The sequence below is a fragment of the Azospirillum soli genome, assembly GCF_017876165.1.
GTDB lineage: Bacteria > Pseudomonadota > Alphaproteobacteria > Azospirillales > Azospirillaceae > Azospirillum > Azospirillum soli.
Map to the genome: position 1 here is coordinate 42954 of NZ_JAGINQ010000030.1, position 20561 is coordinate 63514.

The window sequence follows — 20561 nt, forward strand, 5'->3', positions numbered from 1 at the left end:
CGGGGGGCAGCTTGGCCGGGGTGGTTATCGCGGATTTGCCCGACGGAGTTCCGCCATGGCGCAGCGGCCGGCGGCGAGGTCCCAGGCGGCGCAGCCGACGCTCTTGAACAGCCGGGGCCGGTCGGGCGACACGCGGCCTTCCAGCGCATCGACCAGCGAGCGCGCCTTGGCCCAGTCGAAACCGGCCTGGATCAGATCGCCGGCCTCGTGCTTGGCGCCGGCCGGGTCGTCCAGGAAGACCTCGCTGCCGTGGATGGCGGTCGAACCATACTCCGCCATCTCCGGCTTGAAGGCGCCGACGCCGATCAGCAGCCGGTCGGGGCGGGGCGTCTCGTCATAGACCGGCTGGAGGCTGGTGGTCAGGGTGATGACGACCGAGGCCGCCGGGTCGACGGCGCCGACCGTGGCGCGCAGATCGAGGTTGAGGCCGGCGTACTTGCGGCAGAAGGCCTCCGCGCTGTCGAGGCTGCGCGCGTGGGCGTCCACGCGGATGCCGGGGTACAGGGCGGCCAGCGCCTCCGCGTGATGGGACGACTGCGTGCCGCAGCCGATCAGCGCGACGTGGTTCGGTGCCGTGCGGGCCAGCGTCCGGATCCCCAGCATGGAAATGCCGGCGGTGCGGCGGCCGGTGACGGTCGGGCCGTCCAGGATCGCCAGCGGCGCGCCGGTCGCCGCGTCGTAGGCGGCGACCACGCCATGGATGGTCGGCAGCCCCCGCGCCCCGTTGGCCGGGCAGACGTTGACCAGCTTGTGGATCCCGATGTCCTGGGCGGTGGCCGGCATCGACAGCAGAACGCCGTTCTCCGGCAGCGGCAGCACCTGCCGTTCCGGGCTGACGATCCGCCCGGCGGCGTAGTCGCGGGCGGCCTCGGCCAGAGCGTCGCACAGCCGGTCGAACGGCAGATGCGCGGCGGTCTGTTCGGCGGTCAGGATGGTCGGAACCGGCGCGGTCATGGAAGGGCGTTCCTCTGGATGGTTGGTGTTTCTGGCCGGATAATGGACGGCGATGCCCCACCCTTTCAATCGGATAAGGCCGCCCGCGGCAGGGCCTTCCTCACCCCCTCAACTGATCGCGACGAGGCTGGCGTTGCCGCCGGCCGCCGTGGTGTTGACGCTGAGCGACACTTCGTCCAGCAGCCAGTCGAGGGTGCAGTCCCCGTCACCGCCAGTCATGCCCTGCACCGTCACGATGGGGCCGGGCAGGTCGGCGATGCGCCGGTTCATGGCGGTCAGACGCTCCGCGTCGCCCTCGACCAGGGCACCGGCGAACGGCCCGGCCGCGTCCCAGTCCCCGGTCACCCGCAACCGGCGGGCCAGCTCGGCCGGCAGTCCGCGCAGCACGTCGGCCAGGGCGGCGGGCGCGTCGAGCACGGCGTCGTTGCCGGTGGCGAAGACGGCGCCCAGTTGCAGCAGCAGGCCGGTTTCCGTCTGCGGCAGCAGCAGGATGGTCCCGCGCCGGTGCAGCGCGTAGACGTTCTGTTCCCCCACCGGCCCGGCCAGTTCCACGCTGCCGCCGAGCGCGCTGCGGGTGGCGTAATCGGCGCAGCACGCCGCCTCCGCCGTACGGCCTTTCGCCCGCAGCCAGTCGGCGTAGGCGTGGGCCGGGGCGCGGTCCGCCTCCGTCCCGCGCAGGGTCAGCACGGATTTCGGCCGGCGGCTCAGCAGGCGGGTGAGGTAGAGCGGACCGCCGGCCTTCGGGCCGGTGCCCGACAGGCCATGGCCGCCGAAGGGCTGCACGCCGACCACCGCGCCGATGGTATTGCGGTTGACGTAGACGTTGCCGGCCCGGATGCGCCCGGTCACCCGCTCGACGGTGGCGTCGATGCGCGTGTGCAGGCCAAAGGTCAGGCCGTAGCCCGTCGCGTTGATCGCATCGACCAGCGCGTCGATGTCGTCGCGGCGGAAGCGCAGCACGTGCAGCACCGGGCCGAACACCTCGCGCTGAAGATCGGCGATGCGCTCGATCTCGATCAGCGTCGGGGCGACGAAGGTGCCGTTGGCGGTCTCGGCCGGCAGCGGCAGGGACTCCACCCGGCGGCCCTTGGCGCGCATGGCCTCGACGTGGCCGGTGATGATGTCCCGCGCCTCTTCGGTGATGACCGGGCCGATGTCGGTCGCCAGCCGGTCCGGGTTGCCGATGCGCAGTTCCCGCATCGCGCCCCGGAGCATGGCGAGCACGCGGTCGGCCACATCCTCCTGCAAACACAGGATGCGCAGGGCCGAGCAGCGCTGGCCCGCGCTGTCGAAGGCGGAGGCGATCACGTCGCCGACCACCTGTTCGGCCAACGCGGAGCTGTCCACGATCATGGCGTTCTGCCCGCCGGTCTCGGCGATCAGCGGGATCGGCGCCCCGTCCGGCGACAGGCGCCCGGCCAGCTGGCGCTGGATCAGCCGCGCCACCTCGGTGGAGCCGGTGAACATCACGGCGCGGGTGTCCGGGTTGCCGACCAGGGCCGCCCCGACCTCGCCGGCGCCGGGGAGAAGCTGGACGGCACCGGCCGGAACCCCGGCCTCGCGCAGGATGCGCACGGCCTCGGCGGCGATCAGCGGGGTTTCCTCGGCCGGCTTGGCGAGCACCGGGTTGCCAGCGGCCAGCGCCGCCGCGACCTGTCCGGTGAAGATCGCCAGCGGGAAGTTCCACGGGCTGATGCACACCACCGGCCCGAGCGGGACGTGGGTGGTGTTGCCGAATCCGTCGCGTACCTGCGCGCCGTAATAGCGCAGGAAGTCGATGGCCTCCCGCACCTCGGCGATGGCGTTGGGCAGGGACTTGCCGGCCTCCCGCACGATCAGGCCGAGCAGGGTCGGCATGCGCGCCTGCATGGCGTCCGCCGCGCGGAACAGGCTGGCGGCGCGTTCCGCCGGGGGCGTGGCGGCCCAGGCCGGGGCGGCGGCGACGGCATGGCGGACGGCGGCCCCGACTACCTCCTCCGTCGCTTCGATCACCGAACCGACCACGTCGCGGTGGTCGGCCGGGTTCAGCACCGGGCGGGCCTCGCCGCCCCGTTCCCCGTCCGCCAGCAGCGGGGCGGCGGTCCAGGGAACCCGCGCGCTGGCCGACAGGGCGGCGGACAGGCGGGCGAGCTCCTGTTCGTTGGACAGGTCGAGGCCGGCGGAGTTGGCGCGTTCCGGCGCGTACAGGTCGCGGGGCAGCGCGATCATCGCGTGCGGGGCGCCCAGCGGGGCGATGGAACGCGCGACCGCGACGGGATCGGCGACCAGCTCGTCGATGGGCACCGACTTGTCGGCGATGCGGTTGACGAAGGAGCTGTTGGCCCCGTTCTCCAACAGGCGGCGGACCAGATAGGCCAGCAGCGTCTCGTGCGTGCCAACCGGCGCGTAGACGCGGCAGGGGCGCTTCAGCGGCCCGACCACCTCCTTGTAGAGCGGCTCGCCCATGCCGTGCAGGCACTGGAACTCGTACTGGCCGACGTGGAAGTCGGGCCCGGCCAGCTCATAGATGGTCGCGAGGGTCTGGGCGTTGTGGGTGGCGAACTGCGGGAACACCGCGTCCGGCGCGCCCAGCAGCTTGCGCGCACAGGCCACGTAGGACACGTCGGTGTAGACCTTGCGCGTGTAGACCGGGAAGCCCTCAAGCCCGTCCACCTGCGCGCGCTTGATCTCGGCGTCCCAATAGGCGCCCTTGACCAGCCGGACCATCAGCCGGTGGCCGCTGCGCCGCGCCAGATCGATCAGGAAGTCGATGACGTAGGGGCAGCGCTTGCCGTAGGCCTGCACCACGAAGCCCAGGCCGTTCCATCCCGCCAGAACCGGATCGAAGCACAGCGATTCCATGAGGTCGAGCGAGAGTTCCAGGCGGTCGGCCTCCTCCGCGTCGATGTTCAGGCCGATGTCGTAGCCCTTGGCCAGCAGCGCCAGCTCCCGCACGCGCGGCAGCAGCTCCGCCATCACGCGGTCCGCCTGGGCGCGGGAATAGCGGGGGTGGATGGCCGACAGCTTGATGGAGATGCCCGGCCCCTCGTGGATGCCGCGCCCGGCCGAGGCCTTGCCGATGGCGTGGATGGCCTGCTCGTAGTCGGCGTAGTAGCGGGCGGCGTCCTCGGCGGTCAGCGCGGCCTCGCCCAGCATGTCGTAGGAATAGCGGAAGCCCTCCGCCTCCATCGCGCGGCTGTTGGCGAGCGCTTCGGCGATGGTCTGGCCGGTGACGAACTGTTCCCCCATCATGCGCATGGCGAAATCGACGCCCTTGCGGATCAGCGGCTCGCCGCCGCGCGCGATCATCCGGGTCAGCGCGGAGGACAGCGCCTGTTCGTTGACCGACGCGGTCAGCTTGCCGGTTATCAGCAGGCCCCAGGTGGCGGCGTTGACGAACAGCGACGGGCTGTTGCCGAGATGCGCTTGCCAGTCGCCGCCGGCCAGCTTGTCGCGGATCAGCGCATCGCGGGTGGCGGCGTCGGGGATGCGCAGCAGCGCTTCCGCCAGGCACATCAGGGCAAGGCCTTCCTGGCTGGACAGGCTGTATTCGTGGATCAGCCCTTCCACCCCGCGCCCCGGCGGCTTGGCGCGGAGTGCTGCGATCAGTGTGTGCGCGGTCGTCTCGGCGGCCTTGGCGGTCGCGGGGGGAAGCGTCGCCTGCTCCAGCAGGACGGGCAAACATTCGCTTTCCGGCCGGCGGTAGGCGGCGGTGATGGCGGCGCGCAGGTCGCTCGCCGGGCGGATCGGCCGGGCGAAGGCGGCGAAGGGATGCGGCCGCGTCTCAGGGCCGCACGAATCCGGACCGTGGCCGGGAACGGTGATGTCGTTCGGAGTGCTGAGGATCGTCATTGGTCTCGTCGCCCTGTTCGACCGGCCGGGAGCGGCCTGTTTGTTGCCCAAGCGTATGAACCAAGCTTACGAATGGACCGGCCGTGGCTCCACAGTTGATTTCGCCGGTTTTCCGCGATAAGCACGGAGAAACAGGCAAAAGATCGTGACTATGACGGACATCGACAAGTTCGACCGGCGCATCCTCGCGACCTTGCAGGTCGATGGCCGGATTTCCGCTGTGGACCTCGCCGAACAGGTCGGCCTGTCGCCGACGACGACGGGCGAACGGCTGCGCCGCCTTCAGAAGGACGGCTACATCACCGGCTTCGGCGCGCGGCTGAACCCGCACCGGCTCGGCTTCGGGCTGCTGGTGTTCGTGGAGGTGCTGCTGGACAAGACCACGCCCGACGTCTTTGACAAGTTCGCCAAGGCGGTGCGCGCCATGCCGGAGGTGCTGGAGTGCCACATGGTCGCCGGCGGGTTCGACTATCTGGTCAAGACCCGCGTCGCCGACATGGCCTCCTACCGGCATTTCCTGGGGGAGGTTCTGCTCTCCCTGCCGGGCGTCAAGGAAACCCGCACCTACGCGGTGATGGAGGAGGTGAAGAACGACAGCCCGCTGCCGCTATGACGCGCGCGGCCCGTGGAGGATGACCAGGGCGCCGGCCACGCACAGGGCGGCGCCGGCCATGTCCCAGCGGTCGGGCCGCGACCCCTCGACCGCCCACATCCACAGCAGCGACGCCAGGATGTAGATGCCGCCGTAGGCCGCGTAGGCGCGTCCCGCGAAATCCGCGTCGATGCGGGTCAGCGCCCAGGCGAACAGCGCCAGACTGCCGATGCCCGGCAGCACCCACAGCGGCGTCTTGTCCAGCCGCAGCCACGCCCAGAAGGCGAAGCAGCCGGCGATCTCGCACACGGCGGCGGCGGCGTAGACGGCCAGCGCGTTCACGGGCGATCCCCCGGAGTGGGATTTGGGGCGGGATCCTGCGGCGACAGCGCCTCGATGATGCGGCAGTCGGCGACGCGCCCGTCGTTCCGGCACTGGTGCGCCAGACGGTCGAGTTCGGCGCGCAGCCGCTGGAGATCCGCGATTTTGCGCTCGACCTCGCGCAGTTGCTCGACCACGAGCGCATCGACCTCGCCGCAGGGCCGGTCCGGCTGGTCCGCCAGGGCGAGCAGCGCCCGCACCGTCTCCAACGGGAAGCCGAGGGCGCGCACCCGGCGCACGAAGGCCAGCCGCCGGACATGTTCCCCGTCATAGCTGCGGTAGTTTCCCGCCGTGCGCGCGGGCGGTGGCAGGATGCCGATCTGTTCGTAATAGCGGATGGTCTCCGCCTTCGTCCCGGTGGCCTTCGCCAGGGCTCCGATGCTCAGGCCCGGTTTCATCGAAACACCCCTTGACCTTCTAGTTACTCGAAGGTCCATCGTCATGGACGGCACACACAATTGCAAGGAGAGCCGTCATGGGATCGTCCTGCTGCGCAAGCAGCTGTTCGTCGTCAAAGCCGCCGGTCGACCGGACCTACCGCCGCATCCTGTGGATCGCGCTGGCGGTCAACGCGACGATGTTCCTGGTCGAACTGGTCGCGGGGGCGGCGGCCGGGTCGGTGTCGCTCCAGGCCGACGCCATGGATTTTCTGGCCGATTCCGCGAATTACCTGATTTCGCTTCTGGTCCTCGGCATGGCGCTGACCTGGCGGGCGCGCGCCGCTTTGCTGAAGGGGCTGTCCCTCGGCGTCATCGGCCTTTGGGTGGCCGGGCAGACCCTGTGGAACGCGATTCATCAGACCGTGCCCGAGGCCCACGTCATGGGCGTGGTCGGCACCCTGGCGCTGCTGGCCAACGTCGGCGTCGCCGTTCTGCTGTACGCCCACCGGCACGGCGATTCGAACCGCCAGTCGGTGTGGATTTGCTCGCGCAACGACGCCATCGCCAATCTGGCGGTTCTGGCGGCGGCGGCGGGCGTCTTCGGCACGGGCACTGGCTGGCCCGACGTCGTGGTGGCCGCCGTGATGGCCGGACTGTCGGTGTCTGGCGCTGCGCAGATCGTCCGGCAGGCCCTCGCGGAACTCCGCCCCGGTCCGGCGGGGGTGGCCGCGGAATGAGGATTTTTAGAACCACTCTAAAAGAGTGTGAACAGCTGTTCATATAGGTTGACGTTTGCGCGGGGTGGCGGTAGTTATCGCCCCAGCATTGGGGAGTAGCCACCCTCGGCGAAGAGGGGTGCGCGCCAACAGACTCGGGGCCGACCGACTTCAGGGACGCTCCGTGGCGCGCGCGGCAGCCGGACACTGGTCTGGAGGCTCGGCGAGACCGATGGCGCATCGTCCTTCGCGGCCAACCGGGGGATGGCGGCGCTGTCGTGTCCCGATTGGCCGGAGAAGTCCCATGCTCGGCGTTACCTCCATCGCCCTTGCCGTCAGCCTCTCCATGGACAGCTTTGCCGCCGCGCTCGGCTGCGGCGCCGCGCAGAAGCGCCCCAGCGTTTCCGAGGCGTTGCGGGTCGGCCTTAGTTTCGGGGCGGTGCAGCTCGCCATGGCGCTCATCGGCTGGGCGCTGGGCGTGTCGTTTGCCGAACAGGTTCAGGCCATCGACCACTGGATCGCCTTCGGCCTGCTGCTGTTGATCGGCGGGTCGATGGTCCGCAACGCCGTGGGTGGCGAGGAGGACGACGAGGCCGCCGTGAAGCGGTCGGGCTGGCTGGCCCTGCTGACCATGGCGGTCGCCACCAGCATCGACGCCAGCGCGGTCGGCGTCGGCCTCGCCATGGCCGACCTGGACATCGTGGTCACCGCGACGCTGATCGGCGTGGTCACCTTCCTGATGGGCTTCGGCGGCGTGCTGCTGGGCCGCGCCGCCGGTCCCCTGTTGGGCCGCCGGGCCGAGCTGGTCGGCGGCCTCGGTCTGATGGCCATCGGCGCCAAGATCCTCGTCGAGCACACCCTGTTCTAGGCGGCGGGTTTCGATCAGGGGCGCTTACGGCATCAAATCCACGGCGACGAACACGCGGTCGAGCGCGCGGTTGGTGGCCTCGCGCACGATGCCGGCCTCGATCAACTCGTCCACCAGCAATTGCGCGCCTCGGAAGGTGCTGCCCAGCAGCTTCTGGACGCGGCGCACGGTGAAGGCCGGTTCGTCGAACAGAAACTCCAGAATCTCCGGCAGGCGGGAATTGCGGCGCTTTGTCCCGACCCGGCGGCGCCAGTGGGTTGCCGCCTGATCCAGCATCAGGGCGCGCTGGCGCTCGCGCCGGGCGGTTTCCGCTACCGTGTCGGCCAGCCACAGCCGCCAGGATTCGTCGCGGCCGCGCGCGGCGATGCCGGCGGCGGTGCGGTCGGTGTGCAGCGCGACGGACATGGGCAGCCACACCGACGGCACCCGGCAGGTCCGCGCCACCGCCAGCGCCCCCATCAGCCGCGCCGACGGCACCGCCCAGCTGGGGATCCGCAGGTCGGGCGCCGGGCGCAGCAGTTCCGCCAGCATGCCGACCCCGCCGAGCAGGGCAGGGGCCTCGCCCGCCGCCTCCAGCCGTTCCAGCAGGACGACGGCTTCCCCCTCGCGCTGGGGTGAGAAGACCAGCCGCCCCGGATCGCGCCCCGACACCTCGGCCTCCAGGCAGCGCCACAGCGCCTCCATCCAGCCGAGCGTCCAGGGCAGCAGCGCGTCCGCGCGCGTATCCGTGTCGTCATTCTCGTCCAGTGCCGGTGTGTCGAGGTCGGTCAGCCCGGCTTCCAGTTCCGCCACGGCGCGCCACGCGTCGGCCGCCGCGCCGCCGGTGGGGCACATGGGCGCGCGGCCGTCCTCGTAGCGAGCCGGGGCGGAAATCACGCCTTGGGAGAAGCGCGCGCCCTGCCACAGCGCGCGAACCGATTGGGCCGCCCCCCGCCCGGCGGTGGGAACGAGGTCGGTGCTGACGGTCGCCACCAGGAATTCCGTGCTGTCCACCGCGACGCCGTCCAACCGGGCCGCCGCGCAGGCCTCCCGCCGCGCCGCATCAGCCCACAGGCGGCGTTTGCGCAGGGGATCGTTGGTCACCTCCGCCAAGCGGCCGAGCGCGCGTTCGGCCTCCAACAGAGCGGTCAAAAGGGCGGGGGAGAGGGGCTGTGACGGCATGGCCCCATGATACCGATCCGCGCCATCGCTACCAGCTGGTTCTGGGCCGGGTTCCGGGGCCTGTGTGGAATGTGTATTGTCTTTTGCGCCAGAGGACAAAAAATGGCTTTGCAGGCACGACGCGTTTTGGCAAACTCTACGGGACAAATAGAAATTAATACGCAGTGTTTGTGTGTAAATACTGTTGTATATCGTTTCTGCCGTGAGTCACTGAGTTTGGGCAACCGAAGGAGTGCGTCATGTCGTTCCGTTATCGCCTGTCCCTGCTGGCCGCCGGCTTGGCCCTGACCGTTCTGGGCGCCGCTGCCGCGACGGCGCAGGATACCGTGCTGAACGTCTCCTACGACCCGACGCGCGAGTTCTATGTGGAGTTCAACCAGGCGTTCGCCAAGAAGTGGAAGGCGGAAACCGGCCGCTCGGTCACCGTCAAGCAGTCGCACGGCGGTTCGGGCAAGCAGGCCCGCTCGGTCATCGACGGCCTTGATGCCGACGTGGTGACGCTGGCTCTGGCCTACGACATCGACGCCATTGCCGATTCCGGCGCCTTGGCCAAGAACTGGCAGTCGCGCCTGCCCAACAACAGCTCCCCCTACACCTCGACCATCGTGTTCCTGGTGCGCAAGGGCAACCCAAAGCAGATCAAGGACTGGAACGATCTGGCGAAGCCGGGCGTCCAGGTCATCACGCCGAACCCGAAGACCTCCGGCGGCGCGCGCTGGAACTACCTCGCCGCCTGGGCCTACGCGCTGGAGAAGAACGGCAATGACGAGGCCAAGGCCAAGCAGTTCGTGGCCGATGTGTTCAAGAACGTGCCGGTGCTGGACAGCGGTGCGCGCGGTTCGACCGTGACCTTCACGCAGCGCGAGATCGGCGACGTCCTGCTCGCCTGGGAGAACGAGGCCTTCCTGTCGTTGCAGGAGTTCGGCGCCGACAAGCTGGAGATCGTCGTCCCATCCCTGTCGATCCTGGCCGAACCGCCGGTGACCGTGGTGGACTCGGTGGTCGATCGCAAGGGCACCCGCAAGATTGCCGAGGCGTATCTGCAGTTCCTTTACACCCGTGAAGGGCAGGAATTGGCCGCCAAGCACTTCTACCGCCCCCGCCAGCCGGAACTGGCAACCCAGTATGCGGGCCGCTTCGCGGATGTTAAGCTGGTGACCATCGACCAGTCGTTCGGCGGCTGGCGCGCGGCACAGGAGAAGCATTTCGCGGATGGCGGCGTCTTCGACCAGATCTACCAGAAGGGTCGCTGATCCGTGGTTGCGGCGGCCTCGACCGACACCGTGCTCCCCTCATCGGGGGGCACGGTCTTGAGTGTTCTGAAAAAGCCCAGCGTTATTCCCGGATTTGGCCTGACGCTAGGGTTCACCCTGACCTACCTGGGCCTGATCGTGCTGCTGCCGCTGGCGGCGCTGACGATCAAGGCGGGCGGGCTCGGCTGGTCCGGCTTCTGGAACGCGGTGCTGACGCCGCGTGTCCTGTCGGCGTTTCAGGTCAGCTTCGGCCTGTCGCTGGCCGCCGCCGCGGTCAACGCCGTCTTCGGCTTCATCGTCGCCTGGGTGCTGGTGCGCTATCGCTTTCCCGGCCACCGGATCGTCGATGCGCTGGTCGATCTGCCCTTCGCCCTGCCGACCGCCGTGGCCGGCATCGCGCTCAGCGCGCTGTACGCGCCGAACGGCTGGATCGGCAAGCTGCTGATGGACTGGTTCGGGCTGAAGGTCGCCTTCACGCCGATCGGCATCGCCATCGCGCTGACCTTCATCGGCCTGCCCTTCGTGGTGCGGACGGTGCAGCCGATCCTTCAGGACCTGCCGCCGGAGGAGGAGGAGGCTGCCGCCTCGCTCGGCGCCTCGCGCTGGCAGACCTTCTCGCGGGTGGTTTTCCCGGCCCTGCTGCCGGCGCTGGTGACCGGCTTCGCGCTGGCCTTCGCGCGGGCGGTCGGCGAATACGGTTCGGTGATCTTCATCGCCGGCAACATGCCGGGCATATCGGAGATCGTGCCCCTGCTGATCGTCATCAAGCTGGAGCAGTACGATTACGGCGGGGCGGCTGCCGTCGGCACGATGATGCTGGTGGTCTCGTTCTTCCTGCTGCTGATCCTGAACCTTCTGCAAGCCTGGATGAGGTGGCGTCATGCTCGCTAAGGCACGCGGCCATGCACCGGCCACCGGCGATTCCGCGCTGGTCCGGGCCTTGATGATCGCGACGGCGCTGGGCTTCCTGCTGCTGTTCCTGGTGCTTCCGCTGGCCTCCGTCTTCGTCGAGGCGTTGCGGCGCGGCGTCGGCGCCTATTGGGCGGCGCTGGTCGAGCCGGACGCACTGGCGGCCATCCAGCTGACCCTGACCGTGGCCGCCATCGCCGTGCCGATGAACCTAGTCTTCGGCATCGCAGCCAGCTGGTGCATCGCGAAGTTCGACTTTCGCGGCAAGGACCTGCTGATCACGCTGATCGATCTGCCCTTTTCGGTGTCGCCGGTCATTTCCGGCCTGATCTACGTGCTGCTGTTCGGCCTGCACGGGCTGATAGGGCCGTTTTTGAAGTCGCAGGGCATCCAAATCATCTTCGCCGTGCCGGGCCTCGTGCTCGCCACCGTCTTCGTCACCTTTCCCTTCGTCGCGCGCGAGCTGATCCCGCTGATGCAGGAGCAGGGCACGGAGGAGGAGGAGGCCGCGCTGGTGCTGGGGGCAAGCGGCTGGCAGACCTTCTGGCGGGTGACGCTGCCGAACATCAAGTGGGGCCTGATGTACGGCGTTCTGCTGTGCAACGCCCGCGCGATGGGCGAATTCGGCGCCGTGTCGGTCGTTTCCGGCCATATCCGGGGCGAGACCAACACGATGCCGCTGCACGTCGAAATTCTATACAACGAATACAACTTTGTCGCCGCCTTCTCGGTGGCCTCGGTGCTTGCCCTGCTCGCCCTCGTCACGCTGGTGGCGAAGGCGGTTCTGGAGTGGCGCTTCGGGGCCGAGCTGGCCGCGACCCGGCATTGAGGCGCAAACGATGGCGATCCAGGTTTCCGGCATCACCAAGCGGTTCGGGTCCTATCTGGCGCTCGATTCGGTGGATCTCGAAGTCCGCTCGGGCGAGCTTCTGGCCCTGCTCGGGCCGTCAGGTTCGGGCAAGACGACGCTTCTGCGCATCATGGCGGGGCTGGAGCACGCCGACGCCGGCAGCCTCCAGCTGCATGGCGAGGAGGCTCTGGGCCTGAAGCCGCGCGAGCGGCAGGTCGGCTTCGTCTTCCAGCACTACGCCCTGTTCCGTCACATGACGGTGTTCGACAACATTGCCTTCGGCCTGAAGGTACGCCCGCGCGGCCAGCGTTTCGCCAGCGCGGAGATCAAGCGCCGCGTGATGGAGCTGCTGGAATTGGTTCAGCTCGCCCACTTCGCCGACCGCTATCCGGCGCAGCTGTCGGGCGGCCAGCGGCAGCGCGTGGCGCTGGCCCGCGCGCTGGCCATCGAGCCGAAGGTCCTGCTGCTGGACGAGCCGTTCGGCGCGCTCGACGCCAAGGTCCGCAAGGAATTGCGGCGCTGGCTGCGCAAGCTGCACGACGACATCCACGTCACCTCGGTCTTCGTGACCCATGACCAGGAGGAAGCGCTGGAGCTGGCCGACCGCGTCGTGGTGATGAGCCAGGGCCGGATTGAGCAGGTGGGCAGCCCGGCCGAGGTCTACGACCACCCGGCCTCGGCCTTCGTGTACGAGTTCCTGGGGCAGGTGAACCGCTTCGACTGCGCCGTGGAAGACGGCGTGGCGAAGGCGGCGAACGGCGCCCTGTCCATCGCGACCGACGGCGCCGTCCAGGGTCCGGCCATCGCCTATGTCCGCCCGCACGACCTCGGCCTCAGCCCCACGGTGGGCGGACCGGGCCGTGTGTCCTCCATCCAGGTCGTCGGCCCCGACGCGCGGATCGAGGTGGATTTGGCCGGTCTGGTTCTGGAAGCGGAAATGGACCGCGAGCGTCTCGGCGTCCTGGGCCTCAGCCCCGGCGACCGCTGCGCCGTGCACATCGACCGCGCGCGGGTGTTCGCGCGGCGTTGACGACATCTTTAAGGCTGCGTAGGTTGGGCTGAGCGCACGCGAATCCCAGCCTGCTTCAGCTCTGCAAAATGTTGGGTTGTTGTGCGCCTTTGTGCCCATTGCACGAAAGGTGCGCTATGGTCAAGAACGCGGGGCGCATAGGCCTGTGTATTATGATTTTGTCGGCAGCGCTCCTGCTGCCAGCGAAAATGTATATTTTTGATCGCTCAACACTGCCAATATTTTCTAAACTATCAGCGGCCTACGATCATTCCACAATAATGAAATTTCTACCGAGCGGAATTTTCCTTTCCTCAGTTAAGGGTAATGTTCCGCATTGGGAGACGGCGCGTATAGTCACAAGTGCGGCTTATGCGTATTTCGACGTCGCTGTTGCTTATGGGGTTGTGTCGTCAATTTTGCTTGCAGCGTCTATCATTTGTTTGGGCTGGGGAATTAATATTGGAAGGACATTGAGGAATATGTGGGGGCAAATGGCGTTTTTCGTTGTAATGCTATGCTTTGGCGGAATTATGCTTTATTTTTTGCGATCAGAGATTTTCGAAATAAATATAATGATTGACTTTGTGTCGAAGAATGGGGTAAGCAAAATTAGTTTGGATGACTTTTTAAGTAAATTCTACTCTGCTTGCAAGAGTGTTTATGCAATGTGCTTTGCTTTTATAGTTTTTATCTATGTCATTGCTTGTTTCAGGCGTGCTGGCAGATTGCCTCTGACGGCGATGAGTTAGGTCGCTTTTGGGGTTCGCTAGGCTGTTTTTCTGTTTGACGGGATGGCTATACGAGTCGCTAAAAATCACGCGGAGTGTCGGGCGGTTCACAGCCGCCCGGCGCGCTGGCAGGTAGGGTTGCGTCCATCGCGACCAGCCGGGGCACTGGGCACCGGCGCCGCGGCCCCGATGGAGAACCCGACATGGTCCGCTCGCTGTCCCGTCCTCTGCGCCTTGCCGTGCTCGCCGCCGTTGCCACCGCCTCCGCCTCCGCCGCCGGCCCGTCGCTGGCCGACACCAGCTGGACCAGCCGCATCCGGTCGCCCTATGCCAGCATGACCCCACAGACCAAACTGTGTGTCTGGGTCACCTACACGACCCCGTATCTGTACAAGAAGAACACCTGCACCGGAGAGACGCAGATCCTTCTGCGCTGATCGCTACGGTTCCTCAAGCCCTTCTCCCCCTTGGCCTGTGGCCGCCGAGAGCGGGAGAAGGGTTGGGGTGAGGGGGCGGCCGATAGGCCGGAAAATCTCAGATCCACCGATGTTTCCCCCTCACCCTAACCCTCTCCCCAGGGGGGAGAGGGGATGTGGCTTGCCTCATCCCTTCACGATCCTCCCCACCCCCTCCCGAAAGGCCGTGGCGCCACCGTTCGCCGGATGGCGTACGGCGGGCACATCCGTCCCGTGCGCGGCCAGCCGCCGCCGCGCCGTCTCGCCCACCGCGACCACCGGCACACGCGGGAACAGCGCGAGGAAGGCGTCCAGAACCTCGGCCTGCTCCTCCACCTCGCGGTCGGTCGGCGTGCGGTTGGTCAGCGGCTCGCCGGGACGGTGCGGGTGAAAGGCGAAGCTGTTCCACAGCACGAAGCCGTCGGCCGGCACGCCCAGCCCCAGCAGGGTCGTCCACACGATGGTCGCGGTCGGCTCGCAGAAGCCGCCGCTCCGTTCCGCCGCGTTGCGGGCGACGGAGGCGACGCTGGTCCGCCGCTTCGGGCCGGCGAAGACGAGGTCCGGCGAAACCTGCGGCTTCGCGCCCAGCAGGGTGCGCTCGCAGGTCATGGGGATGCCGCTGAAGCGGGCGCCCTGATAGCCCACCGCCTCGGCCACCAGCACCAGCTTCGCCCGGCCGATCCGCGCCGCCAGATAGGCCCGCAGGTTGGCCAGCCGCACGTCCGGCGCGTCGGGGCCGGCGTCCACACCCGGTGTGCAGTCGGTCCAGGGACGGAAGACGCCGGGGCCGACCGGCCGGTGCCGTAGCGTGTCGAGAAATCGGTCCAGCGCGCTCACGTCCACTCCCCAATGTTCAATGCCATGCGGTCATCGGTTTCGCCGAAGCGCTTATACAGAATTCCGAGCCCGGCCTTGAGGGCTAATGCCGAAGCCGAAGCTGTAACGCCTTTGCCTGCTGGCCTATGACGCCGGGGATTTGCTTTCCATGTCGCGTTGCACAAGGCGCGAGGATGAGCGGATGGAGCACCCCGGACTGTCGCAAACGCCTCGGCAAGAGGATATCCTGCTGGGAGCGGGGGGGCGCGCCGGGGCGTCCTCCTTCAGTATGGCTCTTCCCCTGGCCGTCGCGCTGTTGCTGCTGCTTCTGCCGCTGGCGCTGGTGGAAATGCCGCCGCTGCTCGACTACCCGAACCATCTGGCGCGGGTGGACGTGCTGCTCAACTTCCGCACCGATCCCTTCTTGGCGGAGCATTACACCGCGTCCCTGAAGCCGGTGCCGAACCTGCTGATGGAGGCGGTGCTGCTGCCGCTGGCCAGCCTGCTGCCACTCTACGTCGCCGGCCGTGTCTATGTGGCGCTGGCCGTGGCGCTGACCCTGTTCAGCGTGATCCTGCTGCACCGGACTTTGTTCGGCCGCTGGAGCCTGTGGCCGCTGTGCGGCGCGCTGTTCGTCTACAACGCCACGCTGATCGGCGGATTCATGAGCTTCTCGCTCGGCATCCCGCTGATGCTGATCGGCGTGTCGCTGTGGATCGGGCAGGAGGGCAGGCGCTGGCAGCTTCCCATCGGGGCGGCCTTCGCGCTGTTCCTGTACTTCTCCCACGCCATCGTGCTGCTCGCCTACGCGCTGTGCCTGTTCGGGGTGGAGGTGACCAAGTACGTCGGCGCCGGCCGGGTGCCATTCACCGTCGCGGCCGTGCGGCGCGATGCCCTTCGCTTCGCCGGGCTGCTGGCGGTGCCCGTTCTGTTGTTTGCGAGCACGGTCGCCGGGCAGCTGATCGATTCCGACGCCGCGGCGGTGGGCACGCGCGACCAGTCGCCCCTGCTGCTTCTGAAGCAGGTCTACTGGCGCCTGAAGAAGCTGACCGAGCTTCGGCACTGGGGTTATCGCCTGAACGACATGCTGGCGCCGGTGCTGAACTACAACACGCTGCTGGACGCGGCGACGCTGCTGCTGGTCGTGGGCGGCGTGGCGGTCGCGGCGGTGACGAGACGGCTGCGCGTCTCCCGCCCGATGATGCTGACGGTTGGGATGTTCATCGTCGGGTTCTTCCTCATCCCTGACCCGTTCTTCGGCACCTATTTCGTGTCGATCCGCTTCTGGATCCTGGCCGCCCTGCTGCTGATCGCCGGCACCGACCTGCGCTTTTCCAGTCCGCGCGCCGCGACCGTCTTCGCGGTCGGCCTGCTGGCTCTGCTGGGTGTGCGCACCGTTGTGCTGACCGCCAACTGGTACGGCTATCAGGAGGACGTCGCCGACCTGCGCCGCGCCATGGAGCGGATCGAGCCCGGCAGCCATGTGCTGGTCGCCTGGGCCGGGCAGGAGGCCGGCTGCTGCAACACGCGGGAGTTCCTGACCACCCAGCCGCCCTGGCGCTCCGCCCTCGTCGCGCTGCCGAGCCTGGGGCATCTCCCGGCGCTCATCACCGTCGAGCGGCGCGCCTACGTCCCCATCCTGTTCAGCCACCCCGGCAAGCAGCCGCTGACCGTGACCCAGCCCTTCCGCGACCGCTGCATGTCCATCTACGAGGGCGTTCCGGTGGACGTGCGCCTGCTGACTCGGCCGGAGGAGGCGACGTACCGCGACCATGTGGAGCCCTGCCCGCACTACGTCGGCTGGCGGGAGAAGTACGATTACGTGCTGGTGATGTTCGCCAACAGCCTCCACCAAGCCGGCCTGCGCCCGCCGCCGGGGGCGGAGGAACGCTACCGGGGCACCGTCTTCGACCTGTGGGCCGTGCGGAGGTAGGTCACGCCGCGCTGTCCCGGTCCTTGGGGGTGGTGGCGGGCGCGGGATTGGCGGCGGGCTCGTCCGCCAAGGCCTCGTAGCCTCCGTCGCGGAAATCCTTCAGGCTGTGGGCGATGGCGTCCTTGTCCACGCCCGCGCTGCCCAGCACCAGGGCGGCCATTTGCAGGCTGGCCTCGATGGTCTCCGGCACCACGGCCGAGGCGCCGGCGTCCTTCAGCGTCGCGCATTGGCCCAGGTCATGGGCGCGCACCACGATCGGCAGGCGCGGCGCCGTACGCCGGATCGAATCGACGGCCCGCTCGGCCATCTCCGGCCGGTTGACGGTGATCACCGCCGCCCGCGCCCGCGCGATGCCGGCGGCGCGCAGCACGCCGACCTGGCTGGAATCGCCGTAATAGACCGGCAGCCCCTCGGCCCGCGCGTTGGCGACCCGCTGCGGATCCAGATCCAGCGCCACGAAGGGGATGTCGTGCGCGGTCAGCATGCGCGCGATGGCGCGGCCGACCCGCCCGTAACCGGCGATCACCACATGCCCCTTCAGATCGTTGGTTTCGATGCCGAAGGCCTCGGCGCCCAGCCGCGCCTCGATGGCCTGCGCCAGCCGCTGCGCCACGACCCCGATCAGCGGCGTCACCGCCATGCTGAGCGCCACCGACGACGACAGCAGCAGGCCCGTGTCGTGATCCAGCACCGACAGGCCCGTGGCCTTGCCGATCAGCACGAAGGCGAACTCGCCCCCCTGCGCCAGCAAGAGCCCGACCCGCAGCGAGGTCGCCAGCCCCAGCCCCGACAGCCGGCACAGGATGAACAGCAGGATGGTCTTGCCCACCAGCAGCGCGCCGGTCAGCGCCAGGATGGCGTCGGCCCGCTGCCACATGGCCGGAAGGTCCAGCGTCATGCCGACGGTCATGAAGAACAGGCCCAGCAGCAGGCCCCGGAACGGCTCGATGTCCGCTTCGATCTGGTGGCGGTAGGCGGTGTCGGCCAGCAGCATGCCGGCCAGGAAGGCGCCCAGCGCCATCGACATGCCGGCCTCCGCCGTCAGCCAGCTGACCGCCAGGACGACGAACAGGTTGGTGGCGGTGAAGACCTCCGGGCTCCTGGCCGAGGCGACGAACTGGTACACCGGCCGCACCACGAACCGGCCCAGCAGCATGATAACCACGATGGCCGCCACGCCCTTGGCGGCGGCGAGCGCCAGCGCCTGCGGGATGCTCGTCTCGCCGCCGGCCAGCAGTGGCAGCAGGGTCAGCAGCGGCACCACCGCCAGATCCTGGAAGATCAGCACGGCGACCGAGATGCGGCCGAAGCGCGCCACGGTCTCGCCGCGCTCGACCAGCAGCTTCAGCACCGTCGCGGTGGAGGAAAAGGCCAGCATGCCGCCGACCACCACCGCCGCCTCCACGCTCAGCCCCAGCGCGTAGCCGACGCCGCCGATGGCGGTGCTGGTCAGAAAGACCTGCATCAGCCCAAGGCCGAAGATGTAGCGCCGCATCGCCTGCAGGCGCGACAGCGGCAACTCCAGCCCGATGGCGAACAGCAGGAAGACGACGCCGAACTCCGACAGCAATTGCGGCAGGGCGAGATCCACCACCGGTCCCGGTGTGTGCGGCCCCAGCATCGCGCCCGCCACCAGATAGCCCAGCACCGCCGGAACGCGCAGCGCCTGGAACAATGGGACGATGATGATCGCCGCCAGCAGAAGGGACAGGGTATCGAGAAGCAGGCGGGGATCGTGCATGAACGTCAAACAGCTTTTGCGGGGGATTTGGGGGCCGATTTTTCGACCGCCCTGTATGCGGCGGCCCGGTATGAAACTGCAAGCGCGCACGCATGAAAAAAGCGGCGGTGTCGCCACCGCCGCCTGTCCCGTGAGGATCGATTTGGGCCTCGATCTCTGCCGTCAGACCTCGATCCCGATGCTGGGCTTTTCGGTGCTGGCGCCCGTCCCGCCCTCGACGCCTGCGGCGAAGTCGTAGCCGACGGCAAGGCCACCGGCCGCTCCGGCCGATGCGAAGCCGCCCGCGAATCCGCCGACAAGGCGGACGGGCTGGCTGTTGCTGGTGGTGGTCGCGGTGGGGGTGCTGGTGCTCTCGGTGTCGCGCATCGCTGTCTCCCGCCAATCGGCTCTGTGTGGTTTGTGGAACCAACCATACCGAAAGTTCTAAGCGTCAGCTGTGCGATATTGCGCCGCACAATAAACGTTTCAGGATCCCAGCAGCTCGTCCACCGCCGCGACCAGTTCGTCATTGTCGAAGGGTTTGAACAGCAGCCGGTTGGCCCCATACATTTCCGACAGCTTCAGGGAGTGGGATGCCGGGAAATCGTCGCTGCCGCCGGACATGGCGATCACCGGGATTTTATGGCCGGCACCGCGCAGGCGCTTCACCACCTCGATGCCGTCCAAGCCCGGCATCATCATGTCCACGACGACGAGATCGAAGCTCCCGCCGTCCAGCGCGGCAAGGCCGGAGGTGCCGTCGTTGCATTCGACCACCGCGTGGCCGCAGCCGTCCAGGACCGCGCTCAACAGCGTCGTGACGGCGGGAACATCGTCAATGAGCAGGATTCGGGCCATCAGTTCGCCGCCACGCCGTCATCTTGCTTTTCGTCCGCCGTGCGATGGAAAGCGCCCCGGCCTCCGCCGCGCGCGCCATTCCGCTGTGCCCGGCGGGTCAGCAGCGTGCGCAGCAAATGGTCCAGCCCCTCCGCGATTGCCGTGTGTTGGGGGTCGCTGAGGCTGGATATCGCCGTGGCCAATTCGTTCAGCGGGTCGTGGGCCAGAACGCTGCGGCCGGATTCGGTCAGGATCAGGCTGACGGTGCGGCGGTCCCGTTCGCTGCGGTGCCGCTCCAGATAGCCCTTCTTCAGCAAAGCCGCGATGGTCTGGCTGGCCGTACCCTTGGTCGTGCCGTGATAGTGGGCGAAGGCGACCACGCTTCGGGCGCTCGGAGTAGCCTGGGCGAAATAGCGCAAGGCGGCCCACTGCGCCGGGTTGAGACCTTCCGTAAAGGCGAGATTGGCCGTTGTCCGCAGAACCTGGGCCATCACCTCGGCGGTCGCGCGCGCGCTTGGGCGCATACCGGAACCCTCTAACTTTTCATGGGATCACGTTTCGACTCGAAACATAAGCGGCGGGAGAACGCCTGTCCAGTGGGCGCCGCTTTTGGCGCCGTTCCCGATGATGGGCGGCGACGCAACCCTACACCGAATTCCCGGGCGTGGCAAAAAAGGACGGGGACGGTTTATGCGATGGGAAAGGCATATGCATTTTTTGCTGGACCGGCGGTCGGGTCTTCCTTATACACCCGCCTCCCAGCCGGACGCGGCCCTCCAAACACGGAAGGCGGCGGACGGATCGGGACTTCCCGTTGAAGAGCGGGGTAGGCGGTTCAGCGAAAATCGGAAAAAAGAGCTTGACGCTCTCCGACGAAAGCGCTAGATAGATCGTCTGCCGGCACGAGCATCGCTTCGTGCCTCTCCGATCTTCCAGACCATTCAGACGCCAGCGGCCGGATCACCGGGCGCAAAGCTGTCGGGTCTGTTCGGGGAATGGATCTTGGACATTGTTAAACGTGAAATCGAGAAGGGATGCGCAGGCGGCGGTGTTTGGTACCGCGTCGCGAACCGGTCTCCTGGTTTGGGGATTGGCATTGCGGTTGCCTGGAGCATCCTGATCTATGCAGCAAGAGACATCAGTTTCGAAAGCTTGGGTGAGGTTG

The 20561-nt window shown here is 67.9% G+C and carries 20 protein-coding genes; 10 read left to right on the plus strand and 10 right to left on the minus strand.

Going from position 1 to position 20561, the window contains the following annotated elements:
* Window positions 1-24 precede the first annotated feature (24 nt).
* Both lhpI and putA read right to left on the minus strand, forming a co-directional pair.
* Window positions 25-954, minus strand: coding sequence for a bifunctional Delta(1)-pyrroline-2-carboxylate/Delta(1)-piperideine-2-carboxylate reductase (lhpI, locus tag J2852_RS27995; protein ID WP_209882050.1), 930 nt, complete (start codon window positions 952-954; stop codon window positions 25-27).
* Window positions 955-1062: 108 nt separating this feature from the next.
* On the minus strand, window positions 1063-4785 hold the full coding sequence (gene putA, locus J2852_RS28000; protein WP_209882052.1) for a trifunctional transcriptional regulator/proline dehydrogenase/L-glutamate gamma-semialdehyde dehydrogenase: 3723 nt from the start codon (window positions 4783-4785) through the stop codon (window positions 1063-1065).
* A 151-nt stretch (window positions 4786-4936) separates the two neighbouring features.
* Here putA and J2852_RS28005 point away from each other — a divergent pair, with 151 nt between their 5' ends.
* Window positions 4937-5398 (plus strand): Lrp/AsnC ligand binding domain-containing protein, encoded by a 462-nt coding sequence (locus tag J2852_RS28005; protein WP_209882054.1) that lies wholly within the window; start codon window positions 4937-4939, stop codon window positions 5396-5398.
* Here the strand turns inward: J2852_RS28005 and J2852_RS28010 are convergent.
* Together J2852_RS28010 and J2852_RS28015 are read right to left on the minus strand one after the other, a co-directional pair.
* Window positions 5393-5719, minus strand: a complete 327-nt coding sequence (locus J2852_RS28010) for a YnfA family protein (protein WP_209882056.1) — start codon at window positions 5717-5719, stop codon at window positions 5393-5395. The genes J2852_RS28005 and J2852_RS28010 overlap by 6 nt on opposite strands.
* Window positions 5716-6156 carry a MerR family transcriptional regulator gene (locus tag J2852_RS28015; protein ID WP_209882057.1) on the minus strand — a complete coding sequence of 147 codons (441 nt, stop codon included), beginning with the start codon at window positions 6154-6156 and terminating at the stop codon, window positions 5716-5718. The genes J2852_RS28010 and J2852_RS28015 overlap by 4 nt, the downstream gene beginning before the upstream one ends.
* A 77-nt stretch (window positions 6157-6233) precedes the next feature.
* On the opposite strand from J2852_RS28015, the gene J2852_RS28020 reads away from it, so the two are divergent.
* Complete coding sequence (locus J2852_RS28020; RefSeq protein WP_209882059.1) at window positions 6234-6875, plus strand: cation efflux transmembrane domain-containing protein; 642 nt, start codon at window positions 6234-6236, stop codon at window positions 6873-6875.
* A gap of 283 nt (window positions 6876-7158) precedes the next feature.
* Window positions 7159-7722, plus strand: a complete 564-nt coding sequence (locus J2852_RS28025) for a manganese efflux pump MntP (RefSeq protein WP_209882061.1) — start codon at window positions 7159-7161, stop codon at window positions 7720-7722.
* 24 nt (window positions 7723-7746) lie between these two features.
* Here the strand turns inward: J2852_RS28025 and J2852_RS28030 are convergent, their stop codons facing one another.
* The gene (locus tag J2852_RS28030; RefSeq protein ID WP_209882063.1) at window positions 7747-8883 is read right to left on the minus strand and encodes a hypothetical protein; all 1137 of its coding nucleotides are present in this window, start codon (window positions 8881-8883) and stop codon (window positions 7747-7749) included.
* 239 nt (window positions 8884-9122) lie between these two features.
* On the opposite strand from J2852_RS28030, the gene J2852_RS28035 reads away from it, so the two are divergent.
* The 6 genes from J2852_RS28035 (at window position 9123) to J2852_RS28060 (ending at window position 14072) form a co-directional block, all read left to right on the plus strand.
* Window positions 9123-10136 carry a sulfate ABC transporter substrate-binding protein gene (locus J2852_RS28035; protein WP_281418492.1) on the plus strand — a complete coding sequence of 338 codons (1014 nt, stop codon included), beginning with the start codon at window positions 9123-9125 and terminating at the stop codon, window positions 10134-10136.
* A 57-nt stretch (window positions 10137-10193) separates the two neighbouring features.
* Window positions 10194-11027 (plus strand): sulfate ABC transporter permease subunit CysT, encoded by an 834-nt coding sequence (gene cysT, locus J2852_RS28040; protein WP_211112366.1) that lies wholly within the window; start codon window positions 10194-10196, stop codon window positions 11025-11027.
* On the plus strand, window positions 11017-11874 hold the full coding sequence (cysW, locus tag J2852_RS28045; RefSeq protein ID WP_209882067.1) for a sulfate ABC transporter permease subunit CysW: 858 nt from the start codon (window positions 11017-11019) through the stop codon (window positions 11872-11874). The genes cysT and cysW overlap by 11 nt, the downstream gene beginning before the upstream one ends.
* Window positions 11875-11884: 10 nt before the next feature.
* Entirely contained in the window at window positions 11885-12925 is a 1041-nt protein-coding gene (locus J2852_RS28050) for a sulfate/molybdate ABC transporter ATP-binding protein (RefSeq protein ID WP_209882069.1), read from the plus strand.
* Between the two features lie 116 nt (window positions 12926-13041).
* Complete coding sequence (locus J2852_RS28055; protein WP_209882071.1) at window positions 13042-13656, plus strand: hypothetical protein; 615 nt, start codon at window positions 13042-13044, stop codon at window positions 13654-13656.
* Between the two features lie 182 nt (window positions 13657-13838).
* Window positions 13839-14072 carry a hypothetical protein gene (locus J2852_RS28060; protein ID WP_209882073.1) on the plus strand — a complete coding sequence of 78 codons (234 nt, stop codon included), beginning with the start codon at window positions 13839-13841 and terminating at the stop codon, window positions 14070-14072.
* A gap of 165 nt (window positions 14073-14237) precedes the next feature.
* On the opposite strand, the gene J2852_RS28065 is transcribed toward J2852_RS28060, so the two are convergent.
* Entirely contained in the window at window positions 14238-14927 is a 690-nt protein-coding gene (locus tag J2852_RS28065) for a uracil-DNA glycosylase (protein ID WP_209882076.1), read from the minus strand.
* A gap of 268 nt (window positions 14928-15195) precedes the next feature.
* Here J2852_RS28065 and J2852_RS28070 point away from each other — a divergent pair, with 268 nt between their 5' ends.
* Window positions 15196-16839, plus strand: a complete 1644-nt coding sequence (locus J2852_RS28070; protein ID WP_246500042.1) for a hypothetical protein — start codon at window positions 15196-15198, stop codon at window positions 16837-16839.
* Window position 16840: 1 nt separating this feature from the next.
* Here J2852_RS28070 and J2852_RS28075 read toward each other — a convergent pair whose 3' ends face one another.
* The 4 genes from J2852_RS28075 to J2852_RS28090 form a co-directional block, all read right to left on the minus strand.
* Window positions 16841-18580 (minus strand): monovalent cation:proton antiporter-2 (CPA2) family protein, encoded by a 1740-nt coding sequence (locus J2852_RS28075; protein ID WP_209882079.1) that lies wholly within the window; start codon window positions 18578-18580, stop codon window positions 16841-16843.
* A 162-nt stretch (window positions 18581-18742) separates the two neighbouring features.
* Window positions 18743-18946 carry a hypothetical protein gene (locus J2852_RS28080; RefSeq protein ID WP_209882080.1) on the minus strand — a complete coding sequence of 68 codons (204 nt, stop codon included), beginning with the start codon at window positions 18944-18946 and terminating at the stop codon, window positions 18743-18745.
* 99 nt (window positions 18947-19045) lie between these two features.
* Window positions 19046-19417 carry a response regulator transcription factor gene (locus tag J2852_RS28085; RefSeq protein ID WP_209882082.1) on the minus strand — a complete coding sequence of 124 codons (372 nt, stop codon included), beginning with the start codon at window positions 19415-19417 and terminating at the stop codon, window positions 19046-19048.
* On the minus strand, window positions 19417-19920 hold the full coding sequence (locus tag J2852_RS28090) for a MarR family transcriptional regulator (protein ID WP_209882084.1): 504 nt from the start codon (window positions 19918-19920) through the stop codon (window positions 19417-19419). Before J2852_RS28090 ends, J2852_RS28085 begins: the two co-directional genes overlap by 1 nt.
* Window positions 19921-20561: the final 641 nt, after the last annotated feature.

Coding starts and splice junctions, on each gene's coding strand:
- lhpI (WP_209882050.1), bottom strand. CDS start 954: ATGACCGCGCCGGTTCCGACCATCCTGACCGCCGAACAGACCGCCGCG.
- putA (WP_209882052.1), bottom strand. CDS start 4,785: ATGACGATCCTCAGCACTCCGAACGACATCACCGTTCCCGGCCACGGT.
- J2852_RS28005 (WP_209882054.1), top strand. CDS start 4,937: ATGACGGACATCGACAAGTTCGACCGGCGCATCCTCGCGACCTTGCAG.
- J2852_RS28015 (WP_209882057.1), bottom strand. CDS start 6,156: ATGAAACCGGGCCTGAGCATCGGAGCCCTGGCGAAGGCCACCGGGACG.
- J2852_RS28020 (WP_209882059.1), top strand. CDS start 6,234: ATGGGATCGTCCTGCTGCGCAAGCAGCTGTTCGTCGTCAAAGCCGCCG.
- J2852_RS28025 (WP_209882061.1), top strand. CDS start 7,159: ATGCTCGGCGTTACCTCCATCGCCCTTGCCGTCAGCCTCTCCATGGAC.
- J2852_RS28030 (WP_209882063.1), bottom strand. CDS start 8,883: ATGCCGTCACAGCCCCTCTCCCCCGCCCTTTTGACCGCTCTGTTGGAG.
- J2852_RS28035 (WP_281418492.1), top strand. CDS start 9,123: ATGTCGTTCCGTTATCGCCTGTCCCTGCTGGCCGCCGGCTTGGCCCTG.
- cysW (WP_209882067.1), top strand. CDS start 11,017: ATGCTCGCTAAGGCACGCGGCCATGCACCGGCCACCGGCGATTCCGCG.
- J2852_RS28050 (WP_209882069.1), top strand. CDS start 11,885: ATGGCGATCCAGGTTTCCGGCATCACCAAGCGGTTCGGGTCCTATCTG.
- J2852_RS28055 (WP_209882071.1), top strand. CDS start 13,042: ATGGTCAAGAACGCGGGGCGCATAGGCCTGTGTATTATGATTTTGTCG.
- J2852_RS28060 (WP_209882073.1), top strand. CDS start 13,839: ATGGTCCGCTCGCTGTCCCGTCCTCTGCGCCTTGCCGTGCTCGCCGCC.
- J2852_RS28070 (WP_246500042.1), top strand. CDS start 15,196: ATGGCTCTTCCCCTGGCCGTCGCGCTGTTGCTGCTGCTTCTGCCGCTG.
- J2852_RS28075 (WP_209882079.1), bottom strand. CDS start 18,580: ATGCACGATCCCCGCCTGCTTCTCGATACCCTGTCCCTTCTGCTGGCG.
- J2852_RS28080 (WP_209882080.1), bottom strand. CDS start 18,946: ATGCGCGACACCGAGAGCACCAGCACCCCCACCGCGACCACCACCAGC.
- J2852_RS28085 (WP_209882082.1), bottom strand. CDS start 19,417: ATGGCCCGAATCCTGCTCATTGACGATGTTCCCGCCGTCACGACGCTG.
- J2852_RS28090 (WP_209882084.1), bottom strand. CDS start 19,920: ATGCGCCCAAGCGCGCGCGCGACCGCCGAGGTGATGGCCCAGGTTCTG.